Genomic DNA, 22,053 nt, shown 5'->3' with positions numbered 1-22,053 from the left:
AGGACTACCTGGATGAAAAAGGTTTGACCTGCGGTTAGTCTGAAGCATCCCTTTCGTCCCAGCGGTGGAGATCCCTTATGGCCTTGCTCGACCACGCCCTGTACGCCTTTGTGATCATGCATGGTTTCTGGGTCAGCCCCTGGATGATGATCATCATCGCGCTCGGCGCGGCCTACCTCAGCGGGCGGGCCATGGAGTGGATCCCCTTCACCCGCAGGATCATCGAGCGAAGGGAAGCGAGAGAGGCGGAGCGCGGCTGATCCGGCCGATCCAGGGGGGCCCGCCGCTCCCGCCGGTCCCGTGAGAGGGTTGTCCGCATGAGCGCGCGGATTCTCGACGGCAAGGCCACGGCGGCGAAGATCAAGGCAGACCTCACGGCGCGGGTGGCCGCGCTGAGGGAGCGGGGCGTCGTCCCCGGGCTCGGCACCGTCCTGGTGGGCGGTGACCCCGGCAGCCAGATATACGTCGCGGGCAAGCACCGCGACTGCGCGGAGGTCGGCATCTCCTCCATCCGCAGGGACCTGCCGGAGAACGCCACCCAGGCCGAGGTCGAGGCGGTCGTCGACGAGCTCGACGCCTCCGCCGAGTGCACCGGCTACATCGTCCAGCTCCCGCTGCCCCGCCACCTCGACACGCAGGCGCTGATCGAGCGGATGGACCCGGCGAAGGACGCCGACGGCCTCCACCCGGTCAACCTGGGCCGCCTGGTCCACATGGTCGACGCGCCGCTGCCCTGCACGCCGTACGGCATCGTCACGCTCCTGCAGGCGTACGGCGTGCCCATCAAGGGAGCCGAGGTCGTCGTGGTCGGCCGTGGCATCACCGTGGGCCGCTCGCTCGGCCTGCTGCTCACCCGCCGCTCCGAGAACGCCACCGTCACCCTCTGCCACACCGGCACCCAGGACCTCGCGGCCCACACCCGGCGCGCCGACATCGTCGTCGCCGCGGCCGGAGTGCCGCACCTGATCACCGCGGACATGGTGAAGCCGGGCGCCGCCGTGCTCGACGTCGGCGTCTCCCGGGTCGACGGCAGGATCGCCGGTGACGTGGCCCCGGGCGTCGAGGACGTCGCGGGCTTCCTCACCCCCAACCCCGGTGGCGTGGGCCCGATGACCCGGGCCATGCTGCTCACCAACGTGGTCGAGGCCGCCGAGAGGCGCGCCCGCGAACAGGGCTGATCCCGCTCGCGGGGGCCCGCGGCTCGAACAGGGCCGATCCCGCTCGCGGGGCCCGCGGTTCTCCGCGAAGCCCCTGCGAAGTCGCTACGAGGCCCTGCGGTTCGCGGTGGTGGACGACGCCGTCTGCGGCTCCGGGGAACCGGCCGCGCGCTGCGGTGGCACCACGGGGGTGGGTCTGACCAGCCCCAGGGCGACGACCTCGTTCGCCAGCCTGGTGCGCCGGTTGGTCCCCTCGGGGATGCGGAACTTCTGGTAGAGGCGCAGGAGGTGCTGCTTGACAGCCGCCTCCGTCACCACCAGATCGTCGGCTATCTCCCTGGCCGTGGCCGGTGCGACGAACGCCTCGTCCGACAGCGCCGGACGGCACAGCGACGTCAGGACATCAACCTCCCGCCTGGTCAGCTCCGGTGCCGCGGCGCGGCGGAGCTCGACCTCCGGGGCGAAGTCCTCGCGTGGCACTCCGCCGATCCTGCCTCGTGCCGCGCCGAAGGACACCACGTCGCCGTCGTCAAGCACCCTCCGGGCGATCGGCCGGCCGTTGACCCGCGTGCCGTTGCGGGACAGGCCCAGGTCAACGACGTACAGGTAGGGTCCGCGTCGGACGAATTCCGCGTGCAGCCGGGAAACACTCGGATCGGTGAGCCGGATGTCCACTCCTCGGCCGCGTCCGATCGTCGTGATCTCGGGGCGCAACGGGACCACCTCGCCTGTGTCCTCGATGCGTATGAACGGCCCCTCCACGGCAGTTCCTCCCCAGGTAGCCCGCCGTAACTATTCCTACAGCTCCGGCTTACCCAAACGAGGTGATGGGGAATCGCCTTTGCCAGAAGGAGAATCCTGCGTGAAATTGGTCTGTACCTCTCGGGAGGGTTTCCGCTGCTCACAGGTAGACTTCGGACACAGATAAGCGGAGGAAACACTCATGGCGGACAAGCCCACCAAAGGTCTCGCCGATGTCGTAGCCGCGTCCACAGCGCTCAGTGACATCGACGGTCAGGCCGGTCGCCTCTTCTATCGTGGCTACGACATCCACGATCTGGCCGGCCGCACCACCTTCGAAGAGACCGCCCACCTGCTCCAGTACGGCACCCTCCCCACGCGGGAGCAACTGTCGACGTACGGTGAGGAACTGGTCCGAGGGCGCACGCTCGGCACGCTCGCCGAGGCCAACATCCCGGAGATCGCGGAGAAGCAGGCCCCCATGGAGGCGCTGCGCACGCTGGTCTCGCTGGCCGGAGGCGACGATCCGGACAAGGACACCAACGACCCCGAGGCGAACCTGCGCAAGGCCGCCAGGTTGACCGCGCAGCAGCCGATCCTCGTCGCCCGCTACCACGCGGCCAGGACCGGGGCCACCGTCCCCGATCCCGACCCCGAGCTGAGCGTGGCGGCGAACTTCCTGCTCCAGATCACCGGCCGTACCCCCGGTGAGCGCGAGGTCGAGATCTTCGACGCCTGCCTGGTCCTGCACGCCGACCACACGATGAACGCCTCCACGTTCGCCGCCCGCGTCTGCGCCGCGACCCTGTCCGACATGCACTCGGCGGTCGTGGCGGCCATCGGCACCCTCAAGGGCCCGCTGCACGGCGGCGCCAACGAGCAGGTCATGCGCACCCTGGAGTCGCTCGACGCGGGTTCGGTGGCCCAGTCCGTACGGGACAGGCTCGCCGCCGGAGAGAAGATCATGGGCTTCGGGCACCGCGTCTACAAGACCGAGGACCCGCGGGCCACGCACCTGCGCAAGATGTCGCAGGAGCTCGGCGAGGCGTCCGGCGACGACACGTACTACCGGATGTCCAAGGAGATGGAGGAGGTCGTCTTCGAGACGAAGGGCCTCTACCCGAACGTCGACTTCTACGCGGCGACCGTCTACCACTATCTCGGCATCCCGACGGACCTTTTCACTCCCGTCTTCTCCGTCAGCCGCATGTCAGGATGGACCGCACACGTCATCGAGCAGCACGCCGACAACCGGCTGATCCGCCCGGACAGCGAGTACATCGGCGAGCGCGACCAGAAGTGGAAGCCGATCTCCGAGCGATGAGCCGACGTCAGGGGCGAGAGCGGGTGGTGGGCCGGTGAACGCGCGAGCGGTCGAGGCGAACAGGGAACGTTGGGGGGCCTACCCCCTGGTGGTGGGCGGAGCGCTCGTCGCGCTGGTCCTCGCCGTGTTGCTGGGCATGCCCTACTGGGGCGGGATCGCCATGGGCACCGTCATGACGCTGGGCGCGCTCGCCCGGCTGTTCGGGGGCGGGCGGCTCGCCATCCGCCGCAAGGCCACCGACGTCGTCACGCTGGGCGGACTCGGCCTGATGCTGGCGGTGGCCGGGATCATCCTTGAGTTCAAGGACCACATACCCATGTGACGGGTCGGATGACCGGGTGCGCCACGAGGGGATCGACCACGTCCGATAGCCTCAACGGCCAGTGAGCCTCAAAAAGGACTGTCTGGCCAAATTAGTTCAGAAGGGGAACCACACGCATGCCCAAGATCAAGGTAGAGGGCCCCGTCGTCGAGCTTGACGGCGACGAGATGACCCGGATCATCTGGCAGTTCATCAAGGACCAGCTGATCCTTCCCTACCTCGACGTCGACCTGAAGTACTACGACCTCGGGATCGAGCACCGCGACGCCACCGACGACCAGGTGACGATCGACGCCGCGAACGCGATCAAGCAGTACGGAGTCGGCGTCAAGTGCGCCACGATCACCCCTGACGAGGCTCGGGTGGAGGAGTTCGGCCTCAAGAAGATGTGGAAGTCCCCGAACGGGACCATCCGTAACATCCTCGGCGGCGTCATCTTCCGTGAGCCGATCATCATGTCCAACGTGCCGAGGCTCGTCCCCGGCTGGACCAAGCCGATCATCATCGGCCGTCACGCGTTCGGCGACCAGTACCGCGCCACCGACCTGAAGATCCCCGGCGAGGGCAGCCTCACCCTCACCTACACCCCCAAGGACGGCTCGGAGCCGATCGAGCTCGACGTCTACGACTTCCCCGGCCCCGGCGTCGCGATGGCGATGTACAACCTGGACGAGTCGATCCGCGACTTCGCCCGCTCCTCCATGCGGTACGGCCTGTCGCGCGGCTACCCGGTCTACCTCTCCACGAAGAACACGATCATGAAGGTCTACGACGGCCGCTTCAAGGACATCTTCGCCGAGGTCTTCGAGACCGAGTTCAAGGCCGACTTCGAAGCCGCCGGGATCACCTACGAGCACCGCCTCATCGACGACATGGTCGCCGCGGCGCTCAAGTGGGAGGGCGGATACGTCTGGGCCGCCAAGAACTACGACGGCGACGTCCAGTCCGACACCGTCGCGCAGGGCTTCGGCTCGCTCGGCCTGATGACCTCGGTCCTGCTCACCCCCGACGGCCGGACCGTCGAGGCCGAGGCCGCCCACGGCACGGTGACCCGCCACTACCGTGAGCACCAGAAGGGCAACCCCACCTCCACGAACCCGATCGCCTCGATCTTCGCGTGGACCCGGGGCCTGCAGCACCGCGGCAAGCTCGACAACAACCCCGCGCTGATCGACTTCGCCGAGAAGCTGGAGCAGGTCTGCGTCGAGACCGTCGAGGGCGGTCAGATGACCAAGGACCTCGCCCTGCTGGTCGGCGGCGACGCCAAGTGGCTGACCACCCAGGACTTCCTGGCGGCCCTGGACGAGAACCTGAAGAAGAAGGTGGGCTGACCGGCGCCTCACCGGTGTCCGACGGCACCGGACCGGCAGCCGGTCCGCGCCGCCCCCCACGGGAAAGGGCCGCCCCAGGGCGGCCCTTCTCCCTTTTCCCGTTCTTTTCCCGTCCCGTACGGCCTCTTCCCGCGCGGCGCCGGGCGGCCGGTCACGGCGCCGTGACGGCTCCCAGGACGAGCGGGGCGTCCGCCGGGAGGCCGGGCACTCGGTGCGACCGCCCGGTGACGGCGTCCACCCGGTAGAAGCCGAGGAGGCCGCCCCCGGCCCTGGCGTTCATCCGCACGACCACCTCGCGGTTGTTCAGCCAGCTCACGACCTCGGCCTTGGCGGGCCGCTTCGTCTCGGGGAGCGGGAGCCGCTTGAAGACCTCTCGTGAGGTGGCGTCGATGACGTGGAGGCTGTGGAGCTCCTCGCCCTTCCCGGCGGCGATCGCGGCGGAGTGTCTCCCGCCGGGGGAGTCGGCCCAGGTCCCGTACCTCTCCCGGAGCCAGTCCGCGATCCGCTGCGCCGGAGGCATCTGTCCTGCGGGCACAGATGTCGAGGCGCCGGTGGTGAAGTCGGTCCGCAGCCCTCGCTCGCCGAGGGTGACGGTGAAGTGGCGGCCGCTGGGGGAGACGCTCACCCGGGTGCCGTTCTCGGTGTCGGCGGCGACGAGGACCGGTGACAGGTAGCGCTTCACGCCACTGCCGAGGTCGTGGGCCACGTAACGGCGCTCCGCCGCGCTCAGGTAGGCGATGCGGCGTCCGTCGCGGCTGATGGCGGGGGCGAGGCGCGGGCGCTCCTCCTCGTCACCGTGCGCGAGGCGCTGGGCGGCGTCGGGGACGCTCAGTGTCGCCTCGCAGGGTTTCCGGCCCTCGCACTCCGCGGGGCCGGGAGCGGGGCTCTCGGGGCCGCCGGAGGCCATCGTCAGCGTCCAGCCCGCGCAGGTGACGTCTCCGGCGCGCGAGGGAGGTGTTCCGACGGGGGCGTCGGGGCACGGCCCGGGGACCGCGTAGCGGATCACCGAGGAGGTCCGCGGGGCCCGCCACGGTGCCGGGACGGCGCCGGGTTCCCCGCCGCCCGGCCCCGAACCGTCCGGCTCCGGGCTGGAGACCGCTCGTACGGGCTCCTGGGCCTGCGCCGCGTGCGGACGGCTGCGCTCGCCCAGCGCCGAGTTCCACACCTCACCCTGCTGGAACACGGTGAAGGCGGCGACCAGGCCGACCGGAACGAGCACCGCCGTCACGGCGAGGAGGGCTCCCCTGGCGCGACGCCGCCTGATCGTACGCATGGAACGGGCGGTGAGGTCGGGGACGGAGGCCTCACCCGCGGCCGTGGCCATCCTGGTGATCAGACGGCTCTCGCTGCCCTTGGTGAGGGTGTCGACCGCCTCGGCGATCTCCGACTTCACCGTCTCCTCGGAGAGCCCGAGAAGGGAGGCCATCTCCGCGCGGGACCTGCCGTCGTGCAGGCAGGCGACCACGAGGAGCCGCTGCCGGGGCGGGATCCGCACCAGGGCCGTCGCCCCGGCGGCGCTCGGCCGCTGGAGGAAGCGGCGGTAGAGCGCGATCTGGGCGTGCGTGGTGGGGTTCTCCCACAGCGGTGGTGGCCAGGAGAGGGCGACGGTGTGGAAGGAACGCAGGGTGAGGCGGATGGCCTGCTCGTGGCTGCCGGTGAGGAGAAGGGCGGTGCCGACGAGGGAACGCTGATCGCGCTGCACGAACTCGCGATAACCGATGTATCGGCGCATGGAAGTTTTTGCTCCGGCTTGCCTGAGGGACGTACAACGGTAGCGATCTAAGCGGCTGGAGCGCCAGATTGGGGTGAATGTCGGAGATTGGGGGGTGATGGCGTCTGTCGTTTTTTATCGTGACATGGGCGTAAGGCGGGGTGTCGTCGGGGGAAATGTGAGGTCACGTCGGGATAACAGGGGGAGAGGGCGGGTCATGGCGCCGTAAAGTTTGCCACGTCGAAGATTACGAGACCGTGGGGACGATGATGCCGGAGATCGTGCCACTGGAAGCGGGAGAACCGCGCCGGCTCGGGCCGTTCCGTGTCGTCGGGCGGATCGGTGAGGGCGGGCAGGGCATCGTCTACCTGGGGATCAACGACGCGGGGGAGCGGGCGGCGATCAAGCTGCTGCACGTGAAGTTCTCCGGCGACACCATCGCCAGGTCCCGGTTCGCCAGGGAGGCGAGGGCGGCCCAGCGGGTCGCCTCGTTCTGCACGGCGGGCGTGATGGACGCCGACCTCGAAGGCGACACCCCCTACATCGCGAGCGAGTACATCGAGGGCAGGTCGCTGCGCGAGGTCGTGGAGACCGACGGCCCCCTCAAGGGCTCCCCGCTGCAGCGGCTGGCGATCGGCACGGCCACCGCGCTCACCGCGATCCACCACGCCTCGATCGTGCACCGCGACTTCAAGCCGGACAACGTGCTCATCGCCGCCGACGGCCCGAGGGTCGTCGACTTCGGCATCGCCCGCATCCTCGACTCCACCGGCACGATCACCAGCCGGGCCATCGGCACCCCCGCGTACATGGCGCCGGAGCAGATCTCCGGCGCCGACGTCGGGCCGCACACCGACGTCTTCGCCTGGGGGGCGACCATCGCGTTCGCCGCGACCGGCGAGACGACCTTCGCCGGTGGCTCGATCGCCGTGGTGCTCAACCGCATCCTCAACCACGAGGTCGACCTCGGTACGCTGCCGGAGCCGTTGCGCGGCGTGGTCGGCGCGGCGCTGTCCAAGTCACCCGCCACGCGCCCCTCGGCCGACCAGCTCCTGCTCAGGCTGCTCGGCCACCCCGAGACGGTGAACGCCTCGCCCGCGATCCTCACCCAGGGCGCCAAGGTCGCCGTCCCCGAGCCGTCCCGCGACGAACCCCGATCCGGTGAGCAGGGCCGGGAGCGCGAGTACGCCGACGACGGCGATCAGGGCCGTGACCACGACGCCACCAGCCCCATGCGCACGCCGAAGCCCAGGACGGGCGGCGTCCCGGGCGACCCGCCTCTCCCGTCCACGGGGTTCCGGGCCCGGCAGCCCGTCCACGACCAGCGCCCCCACCCCGGGTACGGCGATCAGGGCGACCAGATCGGTCAGGGCGATCAGATCGGCCACCAGGGCAGTCAAGGTGGCCAGAGCAGTCAGGGCGGCCAGGTCGGTCAGGGTGGTCAGGGTGGTCAGAGCGGCCAGGGGGTGCGCCAGGGACCGGGCGGCCAGACCGGGCCGGGCCAGGGCGATCGCCGCGCGCCCGCCGCCCACGGCGGGCCGTCGCACACCCCGGCCCCCATCCCCGCTCCCACGCCCACGGAGCACCCGTCCTTCCCCGACCACCGCTTCCCGGACCAGCGCTCCCCCGAGTCACCCCCCTCGGACCGTCGCTCCCCGCAGTGGCATCCCTCGGATCCCCCTTCTCCGGATCGCCACTCACCGGTGTATCGCGACCACCCGTCGTCCCCGGACTACTGGAACCACCCCCCGCCCCCCGGGTACGGCGACGGCACGGGGTACGCCGAGCACGGGGGCGAGGTGCCCCCGCCCAGCTGGCAGGCGTCCGCGACCCTCGTCGGGGCCCAGGAGACGCCGCGGCGCCCGAGCAGGGGGCGCTGGATCGCCGCCGCCGTGGCCGTGCTGCTGCTGGTCGCCGGAGGGGCCGCCGCGCTCCGCTGGTGGCCTGCCGCCACCCCGAAGGAGGGGCCGGAGGAACCCGTCCCCACCGCCTTCACCTCTGTGGCCGACAAGGCCGCCAAAACGGGCAAGCTCGTCGTCGGTGTGCGCGACTTCCTGCCCGGTATCGCGCTGCGGAACCAGAGCAGGTGGAGCGGCTTCGAGATCGACCTCGCCCTGGAGATCGCGAAGGCGCTGGGGGTGCCGGAGAGTGGCGTCACCTTCCGGGCCACCGCCCGCCCCGACCGGCCGAAACTGCTGGCGGACGGCGAGATCGACCTGGTCCTGGCGACATACTCGATCAACGACACGGACGACGTCACCTTCGCCGGACCGTACTACCTCGCCCACGTCGACGCCCTCGTCAAGGACGGCTCACCGATCACGGGCCTGACGGGCCTGGAGGGCAGCCGGATGTGCGAGCCGGCCTTCAGCGCGGCCGTGGCCGTCCTGCAGGGCGAGGTCAAGCCGCTCACGATGGTCGCCGCCCAGACATACTCCGAGTGCGTCAACAAACTGCAGGCGGGCGAGGTCGACGCGATCCCCGGCGACGACCTGCTGCTGGCCGGTTTCGCCAACCGGGAGAGCGTCCGCTACAGGCTGCTCGGCCTGAAGCTCACCGACGAGCGTTACGCGGTGGCGCTCAAGAGGGGCGACGTACGCACCTGCGAGGCCGTCAAGGGGGCGATCGCCGACCTCTACCGGAGCGGCACGATCCGCACGCTGCTCGACAAGCACTTCTCCAGGGTCGAGTTCCCCGGGCGGGAGAACAACGCCCCCACCATGGCCGCCTGCACCTAGTAGTTCGTCACCCCGTGCCGGGACTCCTGCCGGGGGTCTCCGCCCAGCCGTGCCGGGGCTCCCGCGGGGGACCTCCCCGAAGCCTCCGCAGGGTCTCCGTAGAGCCTCTTCCAGGAGTCCGCGGTGCGGGTCGCGCCTCGCCGTCGCGGGGTGCCCGTCGCGCTCGCCGAGCAGGTCCCGCCGCCCGGCGCGCGGATCGGGGCACTCGCCGGACGGCCGTCCACCGTGGACGGGTAGCATCCGAGCGTCACAATTCATCCTTCGAGTGGGGGAAGGTCATGGCCCAGACTCCCGTAAAGGTCACCGTCACCGGCGCCGCCGGTCAGATCGGCTACGCGCTGCTTTTCCGCATCGCCTCGGGCCAGTTGCTGGGCGCCGACGTCCCGGTCACGCTGAGCCTCCTGGAGATCCCGCAGGCCGTGAAGGCCGCCGAGGGCACCGCGATGGAGCTCGACGACTGCGCGTTCCCGCTGCTGAGCGGCATCGAGATCACCGACGACCCGAACGTGGCGTTCGACGGCGCCAACGTCGCGCTGCTGGTCGGTGCCCGTCCCCGTGGCAAGGGCATGGAGCGCGGCGACCTCCTCCAGGCCAACGGCGGCATCTTCGGCCCGCAGGGCAAGGCGATCAACGACCACGCGGCCGACGACATCCGCGTGCTGGCGGTCGGCAACCCGGCCAACACCAACGCGCTCATCGCCCAGCAGCACGCCCCGGACGTCCCGGCCGAGCGCTTCACCGCGATGACCCGCCTCGACCACAACCGCGCGCTGTCCCAGCTCGCCGCCAAGCTCGGGGTCCCGGTCACCGAGATCAAGAAGATGACCATCTGGGGCAACCACTCCGCCACCCAGTACCCCGACCTCTTCCACGCCGAGGTCGGCGGCAAGATCGCCGCCGAGCTGGTCGACGAGGCCTGGCTGCGCGACACCTTCATCCCCACCGTCGCCAAGCGCGGCGCCGCGATCATCGAGGCCCGGGGCGCGTCCTCGGCCGCCTCCGCCGCCAACGCGGCGATCGACCACGTCTTCGACTGGGTCAACGGCACCGCCTGGACCTCGGCCGCGATCCCCTCCGACGGTTCGTACGGCGTGCCGGAGGGGCTCATCTCGTCCTTCCCCGTCACCTCGCGCGACGGCAAGTGGGAGATCATCCAGGGCCTGGAGATCGACGCCTTCTCCCGCGAGCGCATCGACGCCACGGTGCGCGAGCTGGAGGAGGAGCGTTCCGCGGTGCGCGAGCTCGGCCTGATCTGAGCCGTCCTGAGCCGCATGACGCTGATCTGACTCGTCTTGATCTGAGCCCCCTCTGATCTGAACCCTGATCCGGTGATCTGATCCTGATCTGAGCCCCTCTGATCTGAGTCGCCACGCGAACGGGACCCCGGCACGCCGGGGTCCCGTTCGCGTTCCCGGGCTTGGCGGGTGCCGGGCCCGTTCGCGCTCCGGGCTTCTCACGTTCCCGGACGCTCACGCTCCCGGGTCCCTTCGCGTTCCCGGCCCCTCGCGCTCCCCGGGTCCCTTCGCGTTCCCGGCCTTTCGCGCTTCCCCGGCCCTTTCGTCGCGCGGGCGGCGGAGGAAAAGGCGGCGTGTCGATCGTCGCGGGGCGGCGCGACCCGGCGTTCAATGATCACTTGTGGTCGGGGGATCGCTGTTCAGGGAGCACGCCGCGGTGCGGATCGTCGCCGGGGTGATCTGTCTCGCCCTCGTGGCGACACCCCGCGGGGCGTTCGCCTCACCGGAGGACGACGGCTGGGGCGGCGCCGACCTGTCGGTGCGGCTGACGGCCTCCCCGAAGCGCGCGCAGCCCGGACAGCCGCTGACCTACCGGGCCGAGGTGCGCAACGACGGTCCAGGCGACGCGGTGCTTCCGCTGCTCACCGTACGGGTGCCGGAGCAGGTGGTGGTGGTCGGCGTCAACGTCGCCGAGTGCCTTCCCGGCGCCGTGGCCGGACAGGTGGTCTGTTCCTCGCCGACGGACGTCCTGGCCGGGCAGACCGGCGGGGTGACGATCACCGGGATGGTGAGGTCCGGCGCGCGGGGCCCGCTGAGGGCGAGCGCCACGCTCTCCTCCGAGGTCGTGGACGACGACGAGACGGACAACTTCTCCGAGACGCTGACCGAGGTGGACGAGGGGACGGACCTGGCCGTCAGGCTGTCGCGGGCGAGGCGCGCGGGCCGCCTGGTCACCGTGGCCGCCGTGGTGCGCAACCGCGGGCCGCGGCGCGTCCACGACGCCGGGGTCCTCTTCGACACCGGCGGGGCGCGCCTCATGTCGGCGAGGGGCGCGCGGTGCGACTCCCACCCCGCCTACGTCGGATGCAGGCTCCGTACGGTCGGCGCGGGCCGGCGGGTGAGCTTCATGCTCGCCTTCGTGGCCCGCGCGCGCGCGCCACGGGCCGAGGCGACCGTCTACTCCCTCCGGCTGGGCGACCGCCGCCCGGCCAACAACACGGCCCGCTTCAGCCTGGGGTAGGCGCGGCCGGTCGGCCGGTCCGTGCCCGGCCCCGGTCGTACGTTTCCGAGACCGGTGGCGCGGCCGGGGCGGCGGAGTGGGGTGGGGTGGTGTCAGCCGAGCAGGGCGGCCCAGGCGTCGGCGACGACGTCGCGGACCGACGGGTGCTCGGGCTTCCAGCCGAGCTCGCGCTGGATTTTCTCCGACGAGGCCACCAGCACGGCCGGGTCTCCGGCGCGGCGCTCGCGCACGACCGCGGGGATCTCGTGGCCGGTCACCTCGCGGCAGACCGACAGCACCTCCTGCACCGAGAAGCCCGTCCCGTTGCCCAGGTTGTAGATCTTGTGTTCGCCCGGCGAGCAGGCGTCCAGCGCCAGCAGGTGGGCCCTGGCGAGGTCGGCCACGTGGATGTAGTCGCGCACGCATGTGCCGTCGGGAGTGGGGTAGTCCGTGCCGAACACGCTGACCGACTCGCGCCCGCCGAGCGCGACGGCGAGGATGTTAGGGATCAGGTGGGTCTCCACGGTGTGACGTTCGCGGTAGACCCTGCCGTCTCCGGCGGTGTGGGCGCCGCCCACGTTGAAGTAGCGCAGGCTCACCGCGGCGAGGCCGTACAGCCCGGCGAACGCGCTCAGCGCGGTGTCGACGGCGAGCTTGGACGCGCCGTAGGGGTTGGTCGGCCGGGTCGGGTCGGTCTCCTCGATCGGGGAGCGCTCCGGCTCGCCGTACGTCGCGGCGGTGGAGGAGAAGACGATCCGCCCCACCCCGGCGCCCCGCATGGCGTCGAGCAGGGCCAGGGTGCCGCCGAGGTTGTGCGCCCAGTAGAGGCCCGGCCGCTCCACGGACTCGCCGACCAGGGACTTCGCCGCGAAGTGGAGCACGGCGTCGGTGCCGGGCAGCAGTCCGGCGGCGTCGGTGATCGACCCCTCGACGAAGCGGGCACCCGGCGGCACCGCGTCGGCGTGGCCGGTGGAGAGGTCGTCCAGCACGGTGACCTCGTGACCCGCCTCGACGAGTTGCGCCGCCACGACCCCGCCGATGTATCCGGCACCTCCGGTGACGAGCAGCTTCACGGAGCCTCCTGTTTGATGATGTTTGTACTTGTTTACTTTTGTAAGTCTATCGCCAGCATATGCTGGCACATCAAATATCGGCCACCGCCGGAACGGGCGACCGCCATGACGGAGACGATCTCGTGAACAGCGTCCTGGCGAACATCGCCCTGGTCATGCTCTTCGTACTGATCGGGGGATTCTTCGCCGCGGCGGAGATGGCCATGGTCTCCCTCAGGGAGAGCCAGGTCAGACGGCTCGGCACTCAGGGCCGCAGGGGGGCGAGGGCCGCCAAGCTCGCCCGCGACCCCAACCGTTTCCTGTCCGCGGTGCAGATCGGCGTCACGGTGGCGACCATGCTCTCGGCGGCCTTCGGCGCCGACACCCTCGCCAAGGACCTCATCCCCGTGGTGACCGGCTGGGGCGTACCGGAGGCCGTGACGGCACCGCTCTCCCTGGTGCTGGTGACGCTGGCGATCTCGTACGCCTCGCTGGTCCTCGGCGAGCTGGCCCCCAAACGGATCGCCAGGCAGCGCGCCGAGGGGATCTCCCTGCTGGTCGCGCCGTTCCTCGACCGGATGGCCGCGCTGTCGCGGCCGATCATCTGGGCGCTGTCCAAGTCCACCGACGGCGTGGTCAAGCTGCTCGGCGGCAACCCCGACGCCGACCGCGAGGAGATCTCCACCGAGGAGCTGCGCGACATGGTGGTGGGCCACCAGGAGCTCACCGCCGACGAGCGGCACCTGATCGGGGAGGTGTTCGCGGCGGGCAAGCGGCAGCTCCGCGAGGTGATGCTGCCTCGTACCGAGGTGGAGTTCATGTCCGCCGACACGCGGCTGGCCGAGGCGGCGGTCCTGGCCGCCGCCATGCCGCACTCCCGCTTCCCCGTCTACCGCGACTCCTACGATGACATCGTGGGCTTCGTCCACATCCGTGACCTGCTCGATCCGGTGCTGACCGGGTCCATCGAGCCGATCAGCGAACTGGTGCCGATCCGCCCGGTCAAGCTGGTCCCCACCAGCAAGCGGCTGATGGCCACGCTGTCGGAGATGCGCAAGGAGGGACACCACCTGGCGATCGTGGTCGACGAGTACGGCGGCACGGCCGGCATCGTCACCCTGGAGGACCTCGTCGAGGAGCTGATCGGCGACATCCGCGACGAGCACGACGTGGCGGACGAGCACGTCGCGCTGCCCGCCGGGGAGGTCGAGCTCGACGGGCTGGCCAACCTCGACGAGGTGGCGACCGAGAGCGGGGTCCGCCTGGCCGACGGCCCATACGAGACCCTCGGCGGGTTCGTCATGTGGGCGCTCGGCCACCTGCCCGCGCTGGGGGAGCGGGTGGAGATCCCGGGTTTCGACCTGACGGTCACCGACATGGACGGGCGCAGGGTCGCCCGGGTGAGGATCAAACGGAGCGCGTCGCGCCCGGAGGCGCCGCCCGCCCCCGACAGCTGACAGAGCGGCCGAACAGGGGCAGTTGACGGGAGCGGCTGACGGGAGCGGCTGACGGGGCGGCTGTGGGGAGCGTTTCGCGTGAGCGGGACGCCACGAACGGCTCGTGAGCGGGGCACTGTGAGCGGGGCGCCGCGACCGGAGTGCCGTGATCGGCGGGCCAACCACTCCCGGCAGCTGACAGAATTGGCTGTTATGGCCAGTCCTCGTGTCCTGTCGGGAATCCAGCCCACCGCAGACTCCTTCCACCTGGGAAACTACCTCGGCGCCATCAGGCAGTACGTCGCCATGCAGGAGGGCTACGACGCCTTCTACTGCGTCGTCGACCTGCACGCGATCACGGTGGACTACCAGCCGGACGTGCTGCGCAGGCGCTCCAGGGTCGCCGCGGCCCAGCTCTTCGCCGCGGGTCTCGACCCCGAGCGTTCCACGGTCTTCGTGCAGAGCCACGTCCGTGAGCACACCGAGCTGGCCTGGGTGCTGATCTGCCTCACCGGCATGGGCGAGGCCGGGCGGATGACCCAGTTCAAGGACAAGGCGGCCAAGGCCGGCGAGAGCTCGGCGAGTGTCGGGCTGTTCACCTACCCGATCCTGCAGGCGGCCGACATCCTGCTCTACCAGGCCAACCGGGTGCCGGTCGGCGCGGACCAGAAGCAGCACCTGGAGCTCACCCGCGACCTCGCGCAGCGCTTCAACCACCGCTTCGGCGAGACCTTCACGCTGCCTGAGCCGCACATCGTCAAGGGGGTCGAGAAGATCACCGACCTCCAGGAGCCCACGGCGAAGATGTCGAAGTCGTCCTCCTCGCCCACCGGGATCCTGGACCTGCTGGAGCAGCCGGGGTCGCTCCGCAAGAAGATCATGCGCGCGGTCACCGACACCGGCTCCGAGGTCCTCGCCGACGACGAGAACAAGCCCGGCGTCACCAACCTGCTGCGCATCCAGTCCGCGCTGAGCGGCGTCCCGATCCCCGAGCTGGAGACCCGCTACGCCGGGCAGGGGTACGGCACGTTCAAGAAGGACGTGGCCGAGCTCGTGGTCGACACCTTCACCCCGATCCGCGAGCGCACCGAGAAGCTGCTCGCCGACGAGGCCGAGCTCGACCGGATGCTCGCCGTCGGGGCCACCCGGGCCCGCGCGGTGGCCGCCGAGACGATGGCCAGGGTGCGCGACCGGGTGGGGTTCCTGCCCACTCCGTGATCCTCCTTCGCACGGCCCGGACGGGGTTCCCGCCCGGGCCGTGACGCTTTTCCGGATGCTTTCCCGTACGACCTCCCGTACGACCTCCGATACGGCCGGAGAGGCCGTTTCCGTACGGCGGGAGGATTCTGCGCGGTACGAACTCCGGCCGCCTGCCGTCCGCTCCGTGGTCCTCCGTGTACGCACGGCTGCTTTTTCGCCGCCCTCCACGATCGGGACGCCGGTGATTGGGTAGGGGGCGCACGTGAAAAGCGTGCTGGAACGTGTCCAAGCGGCCCGTGAGCGACTCGGAAGGACGCTCGGCGTGGCCCGGATCAGATGGCACTGGTTCGACCACCTGGTCAGGACCTTCCAGCGCTACCAGATCCAGTCCGGCGACCGGCTCGCGGGAGCGGTCAGCTACTTCGCCTTCCTGTCGTTCTTCCCGATCATCGCGCTCGCCTTCGCGGTCTTCGGCTACTTCCTCTCCGTCAGGCCCGACGCCATCGTGACCCTGCAGACGGCGATCAACCACTACCTGCCCGGCCTCGCCGACAGGCTGCCGATCAAGCAGATCGCCGAATCCCGGACCAGCGCCGGGATCATCGGCCTGCTCGGGCTCCTCTACGCCGGGCTCGGCGCGATCGACGCCCTGCGCGGCGCGCTGCGCGAGATCTCCATGACGACCGAGCCGCCGCTCAACTTCGCCCTGGCCAAGCTGAGAGACCTGGCCGCGCTCGTGACCATCGGCACGACGACGGTGGCGTCGGTGCTGGTCGCCGGTTTCGCCACCCAGGCCAGCGGGGTGGTGGCCGGATGGTTCGGCCTGTCGGGGTCGCCGGTGGCCACCGTCACGATCTGGCTGGCCGGGCTGGCGGTCAGCGTGCTCACCGACGTCGTCGTCTTCCTGGTCATCCTGCGCGGGCTGGGCCGCTCCAGGCAGCCGTTGCGGGTGCTGCTGCGCGGCGCCCTGCTCGGCGCGGCCGGTTTCGCCCTGCTCAAGCAGCTCGCCGCGCTGATCCTCTCCGGCACCCTGAACAACCCCGTCTACGGGGTGTTCGCCGTGGTGGTCGGCCTGCTGGTCTGGATCAACTTCTCGGCCCGGGTGATCATGTACGCCGCCGCCTGGACCGCGACCGCCTCCCTGGGTCCCCCGCCCGACCCCACCCCGGTCCCGGCGACCGCCATCCGCGCCTGAACCGCCCGACTCCGCATCGCCTGGCCTTGAACCGCCTGGCCTTGAACCGCCTGGCTCTGCACCGCCCGGCGTCTCGCGAGATCTCCTCTCGGCATATCCTGCTTTCCGATATATGCTGCAAGGCATGACTCCAAGGGCGATGACAGAGCCCGCGTTCCTCATCCTCACCGCGCTGGTCGACGAGCCGTGTCACGGCTACGGCATCGTGCGGGAGGTCGAGCGGCTGTCGGGCGGGCGGGTCCAGCTCAAGGTCGGCACGCTCTACGGCGTGCTCGACCGGCTGGCGGGTGACGGGCTGGTGGCCCTCGACCGCGAGGAGGTCCAGCAGGGGCGGTTGCGTCGTTACTACCGGCTCACCGACTCCGGTTCGCGGACGCTGGAGGCCGAGGCCGTCCGGCTCGCGGAGAACGCGAGGACCGCCGTCGACCGGCTCCGCGCCCGGCATGCCCGGCCGACCGCCGCCGGAGGTCCCGCGTGAGGGCGAATGGGAGGCCCCGCATGGGGGTGAGCGTGGAGTCCCACCTGAGGTCCCGTGTGAAGTCCTGCGCGAGATCCCGCGTAGAGGCGAGAGTGAAGTCCCACCTGAGGTCCTGCGTGAAGGCGAGCGGGAGGTCCCGCGTGAAGGCGAGTGTGAGGTCCCGCGTGAGGGCGAGTGGGAGAGGGGCGCGACGGTGAGTCTGCTGGAGGATCGCTATCGCCGCTGGTTGCGCCTGCTGCCCGCCTCCTACCGCGCCGAGCGCGAGGAGGAGATGGTCTCCGTGTTCCTGGAGGGCTCGCCGGGCGTGTCCGACGACGACGGACCCCGGCCTCGCTGGTCGGAGATCGCCAGCGTCGCCGTGCTGGCGGTCCGGGTCCGTCTCGGGGGAGCGGGCCACCCCGCGCCGAGGTTCCTCGCGTGGGGAGAGACGGTCCGCCTCGTGGCCCTGCTGGGGCTGGGTCTCCAGGCGTTCCTCGGAGCCCTCGCCGCCACGAGCACCCTGCGTACGTACGGAATGATCGGCACGGTCGATCCCCTGCTCGCCCAGGTGGCAGGGCCTCCTGGGTCGCCCGGGCGGCTCGCGGCCATCCTGGGAGGTCTCGCGGGCGTCCTCTGGTTCGCCCCGCTCGCGGCGCTCCTCGCCGGGCGCCCGCGCGCCGCCAGGGCACTGGCGCTCCTCGCGCTGGTGCTGGAGGTGCCGGGCCTGATCCAGGTGTTCCTGACCGTCTTCTCCAGCCTGTCCACTTTCTCCGGCCTGCCCGTCTTCTCTGGCCTGCCCGCTTTCTCCGGCCTGACGGTCTTCCCCTGGAGCGTGCCGGCCGGCCTGCTGCCGCCCCTGGTCACGGTGCTGGCCCTGTGGGCCGGTTTCCACCGGGACGCGCGGCCCGTGCGCCGGCCGCTGTGGCTCCTGCTGCCTCCCCTCGCCGCCGGTGCCGCTCTCGTCGCGCTGTACGAGGCGGTCGCGTCTCCCACGACCGTCGCCTGGATATGGCCGTGGCTGGACCTTCCCGGCCTGGTGAGCGTGCTCATCATGGGCGCGGGCGCCGCGTACGCCTGCGTGCACGCGTACGCGCCCGACCGGCGCACCCCGTCGTGGCCGCTCGCCCTGGCGGTCCTGGCGCTGCCGGTGCTGTGCGTCCGTCTGGCCGGGCTGAACTACGACGTCGGCATCGGCTTCGTCGACGAGACGAGCCGGATCATCACGCTCGCCATGTTCGGCCAGGCGGCCCTGCTCCTGGCCTTCGCCGCATGGAGCGCCGCCCTGGGGATCAGGACCCTCCCGGCAGCACCGGTCCAGGGCCGAGAGGGACCGGCCGAAGGATGATCGGCCACACCGCTTCGGCGACCTCCCGAGGGGAGTCGAAAGGGACCCGCCGAGGGGTGACCGGGGCGCCGGGAACGGGCGGGCCGCCGCGGGACCGTCCACCCGGCCCGGAGCGGGCGAACCGCACCCGCACCCGCACTCGCACCCGTGCCCGGAGCGGGCGCCCCGGGCACGGCGCGGATCACCGTGGCCGGTGGGAGCGCCTGCGCAGGCCGTACGTCAGCCAGGCCAGGCCGCCGAGCAGGGCGGCGCCGAGGGCGTAGTAGCCGATCGGGACGCCCTCGTCGGCGGGTCTGGCGGCCGCGGCCGGGTCCTGCGCGGAGACGGGGGCCGGAGCGGCGGGGGGCGCCGAGGCGGCGGGCCCGGTGGGCAGCGGGGCGGGCTCGGGGACCGGGTCGACCAGCCTTCCGACCGAGGTGACCTTGCCGCGGTTGGCGAAGCCCCAGTCGAGCAGGTCGGCGACCTCGTCCCAGAAGTAGCCGTCGTGACGCATGATCGACACGATGACGGTGTGGCCGTTGCGCTTGGCGGCGCCGACGAAGCTGCCCAGGGCCTTGGACGTCCAGCCGTTCTTGACGCCGATCATGCCCTTGTAGCGCCAGAGCAGCCTGTTGTGGTTGCCGATCTCGTAGTAGCCCTTGGGAGCCGGGAACTTATCGGTCTTTGTGCTGATATATCGCCGAAAGTCGGCGTTGGCCAGGCCGGCGCGGGCGATCAGCGCCAGGTCGTAGGCCGAGCTGCTCTGGCCCGGCTTGTCCAGGCCGCTCGGGGTCTTGGCCACCGTGTCGAACGCCTGCAGGCGCTTGGCCTCGGCGTTCATGTCCGCCAGGGTCGTGGACAGGCCGCCGTTGGCCTCGGCCAGCGCCATCGCGCAGTCGTTGCCCGAGACGAGCATCAGCGCCTTGAACAGGTCCTCGACGGTGTAGAGGGGCTTGGGGACCAGGCCGACCGCGCTGCCCTCCTCGTTCACGGCGCGCCTGCTCGGCGTGATCTTCCGGTCCTTGTCCAGCTTCGGGATCAGGGTGAGGGCGGTCAGCGCCTTCAGCGTGCTCGCGGGAAGGTAGCGTCCGTGGGCGTCCTTGGCGGCCAGCACCTCACCGCTCTCGGCGTCGGCGATCACGTACGACTTCGCGGCCGTCTTGGGAGGGGCCTTCACGCCCGCGGGGACGACGAGGCCCCGCCCCCCGAGCCGGGAACCGCCGACCGGCTCCCGTCCGCGCCGCGCGCCCGGACCCTCCGCCGAACCGGCACCCATGCGCGCGTCCGTCGCACCGGCACCCGTACGCGAATCCGGCGCACCGGCACCGGCACCGGCACCGATCCGCGCGTCCGCCGGACCCATGCCTGTGCGCAGGTCAGGCCGGCCGGTCGTGGGCGCGTCCGCGACCCGGGCCTGTGCGGGCGCGCCAAGGAGGGCGGTCGCCGCGAGCAGCACCCCGACGGGCGCGACGTGTTTGATCCCCATGATGATGTCAGGGTAGCTTCGTGCCGGTTCGCATGGAGTTACAGGTGCCCTGACCAGGTACGCGCCACTCAGCGGAATACTGACATCATGCAAATAACGCGAAAGATGGCCGTTTTTCTGACCGGCCTTGCCGCTTTCATGATCTTCGAATGGATCACCCTTGGCTTCAACCTCGCGGACGGTCATCCGACGGCCTTCTACGTGGTCCACGGAATCCTGATCGCCGTCAACCTCGTGCTGGCGGTCGTGCTCGGCGCGATCGCCCTACGCGGTCTGGCGAAGCGTGACCAGCGTCCTCCGGTGTAGCTCGGCGGCCTCCTCCGCGGAGTCGCCGATGCTGGTGAACCCGAGCTTGCCGTACTTCGGGATCCCGCCCAGCATGTGCAGCACGTTCCCGGTGCGGCTCTCGCGGTCGAAGCCCAGGCCCTCGTCGTGGACCAGCTTGACCACCTCCCCGGGGGTCCGGCCCCGCAGGGCGGGCGCGGCGCAGTTGTCCGTCGCCACGTAGTGCTTCGGCCGGCCCGCGTGCACGAGCGTGCCGCTCCCCGGGTCGTACGACGCGCCGGTGGTCAGGAGCGCGGCGCCGAAGGGGTGGGTGGTGCCGCCGATGCGCAGGTTGATCTCGCACATCAGCGTGCGGTAGCCGCCGTCGGTCTTGACGGCGAAGAAGTCGATGCCGAACAGCCCCACCACGCCGCGGCCCGCGAGGATCCTGGCGATCCGCTCGGCGTGCGCGCCCAGCTCGGCCCGGTACTCCTGCCGGGCGGGGAAGGTGCAGCCCTGGTAGACGTCGCCGTTGGGGCCGCCGAGGATCTGCTCGTGGGTGGCGACCACGTCGTACGCGCCGCCGGGGGTGATCCGCGCCAGCGCGCTGGGGGAGTACAGCGGCCGGTCCTCGATGAACTCCTCGATCACCGCCCCCCGCTCGGCGACCTTCTCGGCGAACGTCGTCCAGTTCTCGTCCGACGCGGAGAAGCTCGTGGGACAGGAGGCGAGCGGCCGGTCGTCCTTGGTCACGATGGCGTTGCCGAGTCCCGAGTAGCTGTTGTTGAGCTTGACCATCAGCTTGCCGGTGGGACCGAGCGCGCGGGCGGCGTGCTCCACCTCGATCAGCGAGCGCAGGTCGCCGAAGCCCCTGACCAGCGGCACCCCGGCCTCGCCGCCGATCGTGCGGCCGCCGCTCTTGGAGCCCAGGTGGGCCAGCGAGGTGGCGGGGCCGTACACCGGCAGGGAGAGCATCCCGGCGAGGCGCTCCTCGTACTCGCTCACCACGAACGGCACCATCCAGGCGGCCCTGCCGTTGCCGCCGTTGCCGCCGTTGCCGCTTTCCCCGGTGGCGGTGTCGCCCTCCCGGTGGCCGCCGAGGGCGGCGCGGACGCGCGCGATCACGTCCGGGCGGCGCAGCAGCGCCTCGGTGAGCGGGTGCGTGTCGGGATCATCCAAACTGATCATTTGCAGGCGCGTGCGAGCCTCGTCGGGATCGTCGAGGAAGCTCAGGTAGTAGTCCACGACCGCGCTGTCCACCGGCGTCGAGGTGAGGTAGACGACCTCGACGTTCGGCTTCCTCAAGGTGAGGAGGAGAAACAGCAGCCGCTCCTCGTAGCAGAGGGGGCCGGTGATCCTGCGCAGCTCATCCTGGGGAAGCGACAACGAGGGAAGGACCACCAGGGTGCCCTCGTCCGGTTCGAATATGCTCAAACGCGACTGCCTCTCCCCGAATGGGATGTTAGTGATCATGTGAGGAGTTAAACACGCATTACTCCTGTTTACATCACTCCGCCGGGTTCGATGACCGGCACCTGAGGTCACGTAAATTGCCAGGTCGGCGACGTTTGGAAATGGCCCGGGGGCTATCGCCTCTCCGGGAGACCGCCCTCCGCTCTGACCACCGTCTCATAGTCAATTTGGGCTATCTTTCCTGGTCCTCTCGGGTCAGAAGGTGTACGAGTGGGGCATGAGGTGACAAAACATTTGGCCTGGATGTCGGCGAGCTGCTCGGGGGGAGGGATAAAGTCGATGTCATCGCCAACGCGACGGCTTCCCCGGGTCACCGGCCTGCCGTTCTCGCGTCGGTGACCGACCAGTCCGTGCTGATGCGGCCCGTGAGACCCCACTCCGGCCCGTC

19 protein-coding genes are annotated in these 22,053 nt (G+C 70.7%); 14 read left to right on the top strand and 5 right to left on the bottom strand.

What is annotated here, in order from left to right; all coding sequences use genetic code 11:
* Positions 1-77: 77 nt before the first annotated feature.
* Positions 78-260, top strand: a complete 183-nt coding sequence (locus ACFFRH_RS38785; RefSeq protein ID WP_344749232.1) for a hypothetical protein — start codon at positions 78-80, stop codon at positions 258-260.
* A gap of 57 nt (positions 261-317) precedes the next feature.
* A complete protein-coding gene (locus ACFFRH_RS38780) occupies positions 318-1,178 on the top strand; it encodes a bifunctional methylenetetrahydrofolate dehydrogenase/methenyltetrahydrofolate cyclohydrolase (RefSeq protein WP_344749231.1) in 861 nt (286 codons plus the stop codon).
* Positions 1,179-1,262: 84 nt separating this feature from the next.
* Here ACFFRH_RS38780 and ACFFRH_RS38775 read toward each other — a convergent pair whose 3' ends face one another.
* Entirely contained in the window at positions 1,263-1,919 is a 657-nt protein-coding gene (locus ACFFRH_RS38775) for an FHA domain-containing protein (RefSeq protein ID WP_344749230.1), read from the bottom strand.
* Between the two features lie 181 nt (positions 1,920-2,100).
* Here ACFFRH_RS38775 and ACFFRH_RS38770 point away from each other — a divergent pair, with 181 nt between their 5' ends.
* The 3 genes from ACFFRH_RS38770 to ACFFRH_RS38760 all read left to right on the top strand — a co-directional run bounded on the left by ACFFRH_RS38770 (position 2,101) and on the right by ACFFRH_RS38760 (position 4,875).
* Positions 2,101-3,222 carry a citrate/2-methylcitrate synthase gene (locus tag ACFFRH_RS38770; RefSeq protein ID WP_344749229.1) on the top strand — a complete coding sequence of 374 codons (1,122 nt, stop codon included), beginning with the start codon at positions 2,101-2,103 and terminating at the stop codon, positions 3,220-3,222.
* A 34-nt stretch (positions 3,223-3,256) separates the two neighbouring features.
* On the top strand, positions 3,257-3,544 hold the full coding sequence (locus ACFFRH_RS38765) for a hypothetical protein (protein ID WP_344749228.1): 288 nt from the start codon (positions 3,257-3,259) through the stop codon (positions 3,542-3,544).
* A gap of 116 nt (positions 3,545-3,660) precedes the next feature.
* Positions 3,661-4,875 carry an NADP-dependent isocitrate dehydrogenase gene (locus tag ACFFRH_RS38760; RefSeq protein WP_344749227.1) on the top strand — a complete coding sequence of 405 codons (1,215 nt, stop codon included), beginning with the start codon at positions 3,661-3,663 and terminating at the stop codon, positions 4,873-4,875.
* 151 nt (positions 4,876-5,026) lie between these two features.
* Here ACFFRH_RS38760 and ACFFRH_RS38755 read toward each other — a convergent pair whose 3' ends face one another.
* The gene (locus ACFFRH_RS38755) at positions 5,027-6,607 is read right to left on the bottom strand and encodes a sigma factor-like helix-turn-helix DNA-binding protein (protein ID WP_344749226.1); all 1,581 of its coding nucleotides are present in this window, start codon (positions 6,605-6,607) and stop codon (positions 5,027-5,029) included.
* A 245-nt stretch (positions 6,608-6,852) separates the two neighbouring features.
* Here ACFFRH_RS38755 and ACFFRH_RS38750 point away from each other — a divergent pair, with 245 nt between their 5' ends.
* The 3 genes from ACFFRH_RS38750 to ACFFRH_RS38740 all read left to right on the top strand — a co-directional run bounded on the left by ACFFRH_RS38750 (position 6,853) and on the right by ACFFRH_RS38740 (position 11,799).
* Positions 6,853-9,324, top strand: coding sequence for a bifunctional serine/threonine-protein kinase/glutamate ABC transporter substrate-binding protein (locus ACFFRH_RS38750; RefSeq protein ID WP_344749239.1), 2,472 nt, complete (start codon positions 6,853-6,855; stop codon positions 9,322-9,324).
* Between the two features lie 278 nt (positions 9,325-9,602).
* Entirely contained in the window at positions 9,603-10,580 is a 978-nt protein-coding gene (locus ACFFRH_RS38745; RefSeq protein WP_344749223.1) for a malate dehydrogenase, read from the top strand.
* 379 nt (positions 10,581-10,959) lie between these two features.
* The gene (locus ACFFRH_RS38740) at positions 10,960-11,799 is read left to right on the top strand and encodes a COG1361 family protein (protein ID WP_344749221.1); all 840 of its coding nucleotides are present in this window, start codon (positions 10,960-10,962) and stop codon (positions 11,797-11,799) included.
* Between the two features lie 92 nt (positions 11,800-11,891).
* On the opposite strand, the gene galE is transcribed toward ACFFRH_RS38740, so the two are convergent.
* On the bottom strand, positions 11,892-12,851 hold the full coding sequence (gene galE / locus ACFFRH_RS38735) for a UDP-glucose 4-epimerase GalE (RefSeq protein ID WP_344749220.1): 960 nt from the start codon (positions 12,849-12,851) through the stop codon (positions 11,892-11,894).
* A gap of 122 nt (positions 12,852-12,973) precedes the next feature.
* Between galE and ACFFRH_RS38730 the strand changes: the two genes are divergently transcribed.
* The 5 genes from ACFFRH_RS38730 (at position 12,974) to ACFFRH_RS38710 (ending at position 18,463) form a co-directional block, all read left to right on the top strand.
* Complete coding sequence (locus ACFFRH_RS38730; RefSeq protein ID WP_344749219.1) at positions 12,974-14,287, top strand: hemolysin family protein; 1,314 nt, start codon at positions 12,974-12,976, stop codon at positions 14,285-14,287.
* A 192-nt stretch (positions 14,288-14,479) separates the two neighbouring features.
* A complete protein-coding gene (gene trpS / locus ACFFRH_RS38725) occupies positions 14,480-15,484 on the top strand; it encodes a tryptophan--tRNA ligase (RefSeq protein WP_344749218.1) in 1,005 nt (334 codons plus the stop codon).
* A gap of 304 nt (positions 15,485-15,788) precedes the next feature.
* Positions 15,789-16,661 carry a YihY/virulence factor BrkB family protein gene (locus tag ACFFRH_RS38720; protein ID WP_344749216.1) on the top strand — a complete coding sequence of 291 codons (873 nt, stop codon included), beginning with the start codon at positions 15,789-15,791 and terminating at the stop codon, positions 16,659-16,661.
* 124 nt (positions 16,662-16,785) lie between these two features.
* Positions 16,786-17,139, top strand: coding sequence for a PadR family transcriptional regulator (locus ACFFRH_RS38715; RefSeq protein WP_386162502.1), 354 nt, complete (start codon positions 16,786-16,788; stop codon positions 17,137-17,139).
* Positions 17,140-17,332: 193 nt separating this feature from the next.
* Positions 17,333-18,463, top strand: coding sequence for a hypothetical protein (locus ACFFRH_RS38710; protein WP_344749213.1), 1,131 nt, complete (start codon positions 17,333-17,335; stop codon positions 18,461-18,463).
* A gap of 181 nt (positions 18,464-18,644) precedes the next feature.
* Here the strand turns inward: ACFFRH_RS38710 and ACFFRH_RS38705 are convergent, their stop codons facing one another.
* Positions 18,645-19,928, bottom strand: a complete 1,284-nt coding sequence (locus ACFFRH_RS38705; protein WP_386162499.1) for a D-alanyl-D-alanine carboxypeptidase family protein — start codon at positions 19,926-19,928, stop codon at positions 18,645-18,647.
* A 105-nt stretch (positions 19,929-20,033) separates the two neighbouring features.
* Here ACFFRH_RS38705 and ACFFRH_RS38700 point away from each other — a divergent pair, with 105 nt between their 5' ends.
* Positions 20,034-20,234 (top strand): SCO4848 family membrane protein, encoded by a 201-nt coding sequence (locus ACFFRH_RS38700; RefSeq protein ID WP_344749212.1) that lies wholly within the window; start codon positions 20,034-20,036, stop codon positions 20,232-20,234.
* Here the strand turns inward: ACFFRH_RS38700 and ACFFRH_RS38695 are convergent.
* Entirely contained in the window at positions 20,193-21,626 is a 1,434-nt protein-coding gene (locus ACFFRH_RS38695; RefSeq protein WP_386162496.1) for a peptide ligase PGM1-related protein, read from the bottom strand. The two genes, ACFFRH_RS38700 and ACFFRH_RS38695, sit on opposite strands and share 42 nt — an antisense overlap.
* Positions 21,627-22,053 lie beyond the last annotated feature (427 nt).

Source organism: Streptosporangium vulgare (assembly GCF_042428775.1).
GTDB classification, from domain to species: Bacteria; Actinomycetota; Actinomycetes; order Streptosporangiales; family Streptosporangiaceae; genus Streptosporangium; species Streptosporangium vulgare.
This window is presented reverse-complemented; position numbering and strand designations above follow the sequence as displayed.